Source organism: Ectothiorhodospira sp. PHS-1 (genome assembly GCF_000225005.1).
In the GTDB taxonomy this organism is placed as follows: Bacteria; Pseudomonadota; Gammaproteobacteria; order Ectothiorhodospirales; family Ectothiorhodospiraceae; genus Ectothiorhodospira.
In genome coordinates, this window is record NZ_AGBG01000024.1 from 41223 (window position 1) to 48979 (window position 7757).

General features: G+C 65.4%; 11 protein-coding genes. 4 read left to right on the forward strand and 7 right to left on the reverse strand.

Going from position 1 to position 7757, the window contains the following annotated elements; translation table 11 throughout:
* Positions 1-41 precede the first annotated feature (41 nt).
* Positions 42-797: a 3-deoxy-manno-octulosonate cytidylyltransferase gene (gene kdsB / locus ECTPHS_RS10480; RefSeq protein ID WP_008932722.1), complete on the forward strand. Its 756-nt coding sequence runs from the start codon at positions 42-44 to the stop codon at positions 795-797.
* Here the strand turns inward: kdsB and ECTPHS_RS10485 are convergent.
* The 3 genes from ECTPHS_RS10485 to ECTPHS_RS10495 are packed head-to-tail and all read right to left on the reverse strand — an operon-like array spanning position 794 to position 3455.
* Positions 794-1741: a metal ABC transporter permease gene (locus ECTPHS_RS10485; RefSeq protein ID WP_008932723.1), complete on the reverse strand. Its 948-nt coding sequence runs from the start codon at positions 1739-1741 to the stop codon at positions 794-796. The genes kdsB and ECTPHS_RS10485 overlap by 4 nt on opposite strands.
* Positions 1738-2547, reverse strand: coding sequence for a metal ABC transporter ATP-binding protein (locus ECTPHS_RS10490; protein WP_008932724.1), 810 nt, complete (start codon positions 2545-2547; stop codon positions 1738-1740). The genes ECTPHS_RS10485 and ECTPHS_RS10490 overlap by 4 nt, the downstream gene beginning before the upstream one ends.
* Before the next feature lie 11 nt (positions 2548-2558).
* Positions 2559-3455: a metal ABC transporter solute-binding protein, Zn/Mn family gene (locus ECTPHS_RS10495; protein WP_008932725.1), complete on the reverse strand. Its 897-nt coding sequence runs from the start codon at positions 3453-3455 to the stop codon at positions 2559-2561.
* Positions 3456-3681: 226 nt separating this feature from the next.
* Between ECTPHS_RS10495 and ECTPHS_RS10500 the strand changes: the two genes are divergently transcribed.
* Positions 3682-4875, forward strand: a complete 1194-nt coding sequence (locus ECTPHS_RS10500) for an NAD(P)/FAD-dependent oxidoreductase (RefSeq protein WP_246828355.1) — start codon at positions 3682-3684, stop codon at positions 4873-4875.
* Between the two features lie 16 nt (positions 4876-4891).
* On the opposite strand, the gene ECTPHS_RS10505 is transcribed toward ECTPHS_RS10500, so the two are convergent.
* Positions 4892-5305, reverse strand: a complete 414-nt coding sequence (locus ECTPHS_RS10505) for a DUF2058 domain-containing protein (RefSeq protein ID WP_040405793.1) — start codon at positions 5303-5305, stop codon at positions 4892-4894.
* Positions 5302-5442, reverse strand: a complete 141-nt coding sequence (locus ECTPHS_RS15330; protein WP_008932728.1) for a DUF2058 family protein — start codon at positions 5440-5442, stop codon at positions 5302-5304. Before ECTPHS_RS15330 ends, ECTPHS_RS10505 begins: the two co-directional genes overlap by 4 nt.
* 84 nt (positions 5443-5526) lie before the next feature.
* Here ECTPHS_RS15330 and ECTPHS_RS10510 point away from each other — a divergent pair, with 84 nt between their 5' ends.
* The gene (locus ECTPHS_RS10510) at positions 5527-6015 is read left to right on the forward strand and encodes an LEA type 2 family protein (protein WP_008932729.1); all 489 of its coding nucleotides are present in this window, start codon (positions 5527-5529) and stop codon (positions 6013-6015) included.
* Between the two features lie 28 nt (positions 6016-6043).
* Here the strand turns inward: ECTPHS_RS10510 and ECTPHS_RS10515 are convergent, their stop codons facing one another.
* Positions 6044-6733 (reverse strand): MOSC domain-containing protein, encoded by a 690-nt coding sequence (locus ECTPHS_RS10515; RefSeq protein WP_008932730.1) that lies wholly within the window; start codon positions 6731-6733, stop codon positions 6044-6046.
* Entirely contained in the window at positions 6730-7272 is a 543-nt protein-coding gene (gene gloA, locus ECTPHS_RS10520; protein ID WP_008932731.1) for a lactoylglutathione lyase, read from the reverse strand. The genes ECTPHS_RS10515 and gloA overlap by 4 nt, the downstream gene beginning before the upstream one ends.
* 162 nt (positions 7273-7434) lie before the next feature.
* Between gloA and ECTPHS_RS10525 the strand changes: the two genes are divergently transcribed.
* The coding region (locus ECTPHS_RS10525) for a BCCT family transporter (protein ID WP_008932732.1) at positions 7435-7757 on the forward strand (323 nt) is incomplete at its 3' end.

Here is a 7757-nt window from a genome sequence, read left to right on the forward strand (position 1 = left end):
GTCGGGGATCATCCATGGTTGCAGTCACGGAGAGGTACTGAATGTCCTTCAAGGTGGTCATCCCGGCCCGTTACGGTTCCACGCGCCTGCCCGGCAAGCCCCTGGTGGACCTGGCGGGCAAGCCCATGGTGCAACATGTCTGGGAGCGGGCCCAGGCCAGCGGAGCCGAGGACGTGGTCCTGGCCACGGACGATGCCAGGATCGAGGCGGCCGCCCGGGCCTTCGGCGCCCGGGTCTGCCTGACCTCGGTGCATCACGCCTCCGGCAGCGACCGAATCGCGGAGGTGGCGGCGCGAATGGACTGGCCGGACGATGCCATCGTGGTGAACCTGCAGGGGGACGAGCCCCTGACTCCGCCCTGCATCGTGCGCCAGGTGGCGGAGAATCTGGCCGCCCGTCCGGAAGCCATGATCGCCACCTTGTGCACCCCCATCACCCGGGCTGCCCAACTGTATGATCCTCACACGGTCAAGGTGGTGCGGGATGCCCGGGATTTCGCCCTCTATTTCAGCCGTGCCCCGATTCCCTGGGAACGGGATGCCCTGGATATGGAAGTGTCACCGGCCCTGCAGGTCTGCAAGCGCCACATCGGCCTCTACGCCTACCGGGTGGGGTATCTGAAGCGCTTCACCTGCATGGAGAGCTGTGCCCTGGAACGGCTTGAGAGCCTGGAGCAGTTGCGGGCCCTCTATCATGGCGCCAGGATCCATGTGGACGTGGCCCTGGAAACCCCGCCGGCGGGGGTGGACACCCAGGAGGACGTGGAGCGGGTCACCCTGGTGCTGCGGCAGGCCTAGCCGGCGGTCGGGGAGGGTGCCCGCAGACGTCGGGCACGCCACCACCGCGCCAACAGTCCATGGCGGGGTGCCAGCAGCAGGGTGATCAGGAACAGTGCCGCCGCCACCAGCACGATGGCGCCCCCCGATGCCACGTCCAGCCGGAAGGACAGGTAAAGTCCCACCACCGATGCGGTCACGCCGACGGCCACCGACAGCATCATCATGGTGGTCAGCCGTTCCGTCAGCAGGTGGGCGGTGGCCCCCGGCGTGATGAGCATGGCCACCACCAGGATGATTCCCACCGTTTCCAGGCTGGCGACGATGGTCAGGGTCAGCAGCAGGATCAACCCGTAATGGATCAGCCCGGTGTTGAAGCCCAGGGCCTGGGCCTGCATGGGGTCGAAGGTGTACAGCAGCAGCGGCCGGTAGAAGGCCCATACCGCCAGCAATGCCAGCAGTCCCGCGAACAGAGTCAGCAGCAGGGCCGGGTACTGGACGCCCAACACGTTGCCGAACAGGATGTGCATGAGGTGGGTGTTGGTGGCGATCTTGCCGATGATGACCACGCCCAGGGCAAAGGCCGCCGTGAACATGAGCCCCATGGCGGCATCCGCCTTGAGCCGGGTGTGTCTCTCCAGGGCGCCGATGCCCACCGAGGTGAGGGCGCCGGCGATGAAGGCGCCGATGAAAAAGGGCCAGCCCAGCAGATAGGCAATGGCCACGCCGGGCAGGACCGCATGGGAGATGGCATCTCCCAGCAGCGACCAGCGCTTGAGCACCACAAAGCAGGACAGCAGGCCGCAGATGGCGCCCACCAGGATGGCGGTGAGCAGGGCCCGCTGCATGAAGCTGTAACTGAAGGGTTCCGCCAGGGCATCGGGTAGCAGGCTCACCCCCAGCATCAGTACCCACAGCAGGGCGTCGATCAGCCCGATGCCCAGGGATTCCAGGATCTCCATCATGGAAAGGCCTCCAGGGGTGGGTCGCGCCGGGCCACCGGGCGCCATCCGGCCACCGCCGTGCGTGCCAGCATCTCGTCCACCAGCATGTTGTCGGGCGCACCCATGCCCACGATGGTGCGATTGATCAGCAGTACCTGATCGGCATAGCGTCTGGCACTGTCCATGTCATGGGTGACCATCACCACCGTGCGGCCGGCGGCCCGCTGCCGGGCCAGCAGGTCCAGGATCAGCCGTTCACTGGCGGCATCCACCCCGGCCAGGGGCTCATCCAGCAGCAGCAGCCGGGCTTCCTGAGCCAGGGCCCGGGCCAGCAGCACGCGCTTTTTCTGTCCCCCGGAGAGGGCGCCGATGGGGCGGCTGGCGAAATCCCGCATGTTCACCGCCTCAAGGCACCGGTGCACCACGTCCCAGTGACGGGATTCGGCCCAGCGGGGCGGCAGCAGCCGGCGCCACCAGGGATCTGTGCGCATGTGGCCGAAACGTCCCGTCAGCACCGTGTCCTGTACTGAAATGGGGAAGTCCCATTCCACCGCTTCCTGCTGGGCCATGTAGGCGATATGCCCCAGGCGGCGCTGCCGGGCCGGGTCCTCTCCGTGCACCGTGACCTCCCCGCGCAGCGGTTTCATCACCCCCAGCAGGATGCGGAACAGGGTGGACTTGCCGGCACCATTGGGGCCGATGATGGCGGTCCACTTGCCCGCGGGCAGGGCGATGTCCACATCCTCCAGCACGGGCTGGCCGTCATAGGCGGCGCTCAGGCGCTTCACCTCGACGGCCATGGGTTTGGGTGTCAGTCTCAGGACCACGTCGGGTTTCCTCATGGTGTGCCCAGATGCCGGCGCAGCAAGGCGGCATTATGGCGCATCATGGCGGCATAATCCTCGGCACCGCTACCGGGTTCTCCCAGGGAGTCCACATAGAGCGGTCCGGCCACGGCCACGCCGGTGTCGGCGGCCACGCTACGCACATGCCGGTCCGAAATCGTGCTTTCCCAGAACAGGGTCCGGGGCCGGCTTTCGCGGACCCGATCCACGATGCGCATGATTTGTCTGGGGGAGCCCTCGGTTTCCGCATTGGTCCCCCAGACCCCGTCATGCTCGAAACCATAGGCGGCGGCAAAGTAGACGAAGGCGGCCTCGCTGGTGATCAGCAGGCGCTGATCCGGGGGGATGTCGGCCAGGGTCTGCTTGAGTTCTTCATGCAGGGTCAGCAGGCGTTGTTCCAGCCGGTTGGCCCGTTGCTGGAAATCCCGGGCCCGCTCCGGCCACTCTCCGGCCAGGGCGGCGGCGATGGCATGGCCGTAGGCGGCTGCCGCCCGCGGGTCCATCCACAGGTGGGGATCGGGCACGCCCGCAAATTCACCGGTGATGATGGGCCGGGTCTCGAATCCGGAGGCTTCGGCGACAGCGATCACGGGAGTCCGGTTGCGCACGGTGCCTTTCACCTGAGGCATCCACTGTTCCAGATCCAAACCGTTGTAGAAGACGATATCCGCCCGTTCCAGGCTCATGAAGTTGCGTGGCGTGAGTTCCCAGTCGTGGACCTCGGCGCCCACCGGGGTCAGCACGTCAACGGTGATGTCTTCACCGGCGACTTCCCTGACCAGGTCGCCCAGTATGGAAAAGGTGGCCACCACCCGGCCCTCCCGTGCCCCGACGGGGGCGGTCCAGGTGATCAGAAGTACGAGTAGGGTGAGCAGGCTGGCGCGGAACATGGGGCAATCCTTTTGGGTGGCTTGGCTTTATGATAATTGGACTTATTCCAGATTATAAGTTCCACGTTGTTCTCCTTTGGTCGCTCTAATGCCCCTTTGTCACTCCCACGAAAGCGGGAGCCCAGGGGTTTTCGGGTTCGCTCCTGGATTCCCGCCTGCGCGGGAATGACACCTGGGTGAGGGGGGCTTATCATTTTTCCGCCTGTCTGATCTAGAATCGCCCCCCATGAATCATTCCCCTATGGCTCGCCACTTCGATGTGGTCATTATCGGCGCCGGTGCCTCCGGGCTCATGTGCGCCGCCGTCGCCGGCGCCCGCGGCCGCCGAGTGCTGGTGCTGGACCATGCCAACAAGGTGGGCAAGAAGATCCTCATGTCCGGCGGCGGGCGCTGCAACTTCACCAATCGTTATGTGGGACCGGATAACTATCTGTGCCGTAACCCCCATTTCGTCAAATCCGCCCTGAGCCGCTATACCCCGGCCGACTTCATTGATCTGGTGGAGCGTCACGGCATCGCCTATCACGAGCGCAGCCACGGCCAGCTGTTCTGCGACCATTCCGCCAAGGATATTCTCCGCATGCTGCTGGATGAATGCCGGGCCGGCGGTGTGCGTATCGAGACCCGCAGTCCGGTCAGCGACCTGCGGATCGGCGAACCCCATCAATTGTTCTGCCCCCAGGGGCCGGTGAGCTGCGAGTCCCTGGTGATCGCCACCGGCGGATGTTCCATCCCCACCCTTGGGGCCACCGATTTCGGCATGGCGCTGGCGCGCGCTCTGGGCATGACGGTGCATCCGCCCCGGCCCGCCCTGGTGCCCCTGACCCTGTCCGGACGCACCCTGGAACGGGTGCGCGATCTCTCCGGCATCGCCCTGGAGGCGCGGGTGACCGTGGCGGGCCACGGCTTCAAGGAAAATCTCCTGTTCACCCACCGCGGACTCAGTGGTCCCGCCGTGCTGCAAGCTTCTTCCTACTGGGAACCGGGTCTGCCGGTGGAGATCAATCTGTTGCCGGAGCTGGATCTGGCCGCCCATCTTCAACGTCTGCGTCGGGAGCGACCCAAAATGGCCCTCAAGACCTGGCTGGGGCAGCATCTGACCCGGCGGGTGGCCCAGCGCTGGTGCGAGTGCTGGGTGGAGGACAAGACGCTGGAGCAACTCACCACCGGGGATATCGAGGCGGTGGAGGCCGCCTGCAAGCGCTGGACCGTGTGGCCCTCCGGCACGGAGGGCTACCGGACCGCGGAGGTGACCGTGGGCGGGGTCGACACGGAGGCCCTGTCGTCGAAGACCATGGCCTGCCGGGATCGGCCGGGGTTGTATTTCATCGGCGAGGTGATGGACGTGACGGGGCATCTGGGCGGCTACAACTTTCAGTGGGCCTGGTCATCGGGCCACGCGGCGGGGCAGTGCGTGTAAGGCGTGCCCGGCGCCGTTACCACATCAGGTCGTCCGGCACCTCATACCCGGCGTAGGGGTCATCCTCGTCCTTCTGCGTTTTTTGCGCCGGCTCGTTGAGCAGCACCAGCCGCGAGGCATCCCGTTCGCGGATCTTTTCCGCCGCGTCCCTGGGTACGATGTCGTAGTGTTCATCATCCAGGGTGACGATGCCCAGGCGGCCGTTGCCCAGTCGGTCCCGCTGTTCCCGGGTCACCAGGATGCGCCGGACGGTGGTGCCGTGCTGGAAGTGGTAGGGCAGTTCCGCGCCTTCCCGGGACTGCCGATGGGTGTCCACCAGCTGACGGACCTGGGCTTCCAGGGCGCGGCGCTCGGCCGCTTCCTTTTGCCGACGATTCAGTTCCCGGGATCTTTCCGCTTCAAGGCGACGGGCCTCTTCCGCCGCCTTCAGTGCCGGGTCCGGGGGGGGGCTGCCTGTTGGCCGGCCTTGCCCTTGCGCTTGCGGGCCTCGTCGTGCCGCACCTTCTTGACACGCTTCTCGTCCACCAGCCCCGCTTTGAGGAGCTGTTCTTGAAAGGGGTTGGCCATGGCAATTCCGGGATTTGGGCGATGGGAGTGGGTGGATTATTCTACCCGCTCATGTCTTAAAGTGCAGATGCACAGGCCCACTTCATGAACAAACACCTGTTCTCCCCCCGTCGTCGTCTTTTTCTTCTCTCCGCCGGCGCCTTGCTGGTATCCGGCTGTGCCGGCATGCGGCCCGGCTACGAGACGCCGTCCCTGCTGCTGGACTCCTTCCGGACCCTGCCTTCCGATTCCCTCTCGCCCCGGTTTCTCATCGGGCTGCGGGTGGTCAATCCCAATCCGACGCCGCTGCCCCTGCGGGGCATGAGCTACCACGTGGAGCTGGAGGGGCGGCGGCTGATTACCGGCGTGGCCAGTGACCTGAAGACGGTGCCCGCCTACGGGGAGCAGCTCATCGAGGTGCAGGCGGGGATCGATCTCATCAATGGGCTGCGGTTGTTCAATGACCTGCTCGGCCAGACCCAGCGTGATACCTTCCGTTACACCCTGAAGGCCCGGATGGACACGGGGGGACTGAGCCGGTTCCTGACCCTGGAGGAGGCGGGGGAGATCTCGCTGGCGGGGATACGGCGGTGATGCGCATCCCCGCCGGCGAGAGGGCGGATCAGGGGAACAGGCGACCCTGGTCCGCCTGCCGGCGCCGATAATCCAGTCGCTGGCGGAACCGGTCCCGGTACACCTTCGCCAGCGGCGCCAGCTCGGCCAGGGCCTGGAGGCCGGCATTGTCGGCCTCGGTGTCCATGTGGACCACCCAGACCCGGGCAACACTCACCCGGGCGGGATGGGGCTCGATGCGTTCCAGTGGTGCATTCGGCGCCACCCATCCCGGCTCCAGGGTGCGGTAGAGCCAGCCGATGGCGCCGCTGTGGGACATGCGCCGGCTCAGTCTCGGTGCTTCATGCCGGGCCTCCAGGGTGCTGCAGGGGGAGCGGGGTTGGCTCACCTGGATCACTGCCTCGCCCCAGCGAAAGCAGTCACCGATGCAGACCTCCCTTTCCGACAGGCCTTCGGTGCTGAGATTCTCGCCGAAGGCGCCCGGCGCCAGTTCACCCTCCAGAAAAGGGTAGTGCCGGATCCACAGGGCATAGTGCTGGGCCGGGTAGTGACACACGGTCCGGTCGGGGCCGCCGTGATGCTGTACATTGACCACCCGATCCCCCTTGAACCCGTCCCGGTCCAGCCAGGTCGGGGTATCGGTCGCCTGCTTGTCCATGGCGGAAGGACGACCGCTGGCTTCCACGATCAGCGGTCGGTCCCGCAGGAAGGGACCCCGGGCGGGCCAGGTCTCGCTCATGCGTCGTTGCCCAGCTTGCCCAGACGGCCCGGTTCCAGGATTTCGATCCAGTAGCCGTCCGGGTCGGTGACGAAGGCCACGTCCTTGAGGGCCCCTTCCTCGGGCCGCTTGACGAAGGGAACCCGGTTTTCGTCCAGCCAGCGGACGGCGTCATCCAGGTCCGGCACGGCAAAACAGATGTGGCCGAATCCCCGGGGTTCTTCATTGCCGTCGTGGTAGCTGAAATCGGGCTGGTCTTCGGTACCCCAGTTGTGGGTCAGTTCCAGGATGCCGCGCTGGCTGAAGGTCCATCGGGTGCGTTCGTCCCGGTCTTCGGGAACGACTTCGTCCGGGGCCAGGCGGGCCAGGAAATAGAGGGAGAATTCCAGTTCGGGGAAGTCCAGCTTGCGCAGCAGACGCATGCCGAATACCCGGCTGTAGAAGTCCAGGGACCGTTCCGGCGCCTTGATGCGCAACATGCAGTGGTTGAGACGAAACCCCTCGGTCCGGGGCGCGGGAGCGGCCGTCATGCCGGGTTCATGCTCGGTATCAAAGGCCATGGGATGATGCTCCATCGTGATGGGTGAACAGTGTTGTCGACCACGGAACGGGCGCTGTGGTTTCAGGCCCGGGTGCCATGGCCGGACTCGACAAGTTCATGATGATCATACATAGTTTTATGAACTATCCAGCCCCGGATGCCGCCTGGAACCCAAGCAAGCATGGAAAACCCGCGTTTTTTGGATCTGCTCAAGAACCCTGTTTTTACCCTCTCCGCCACCCTGATCGCCATCCTGGCACTGACCGGTGCCCTGATACCGGAGCGTTTTGGTCACGTGGCCGGACGACTGTACATCTTCACCACCGAGCACTTCGGCTGGCTCTACCTCATTTCCGTTTTCTGCTTTGTCATCTTTCTGGTCGGTCTGGCTCTGAGTCGCTACGGCAACATCCGCCTGGGCCGGGAGGATGAGCGTCCCGAGTTTCGCTTCTACACCTGGGTCGGGATGCTGTTTTCCGCCGGATTCGGCATCGGTCTGGTGCT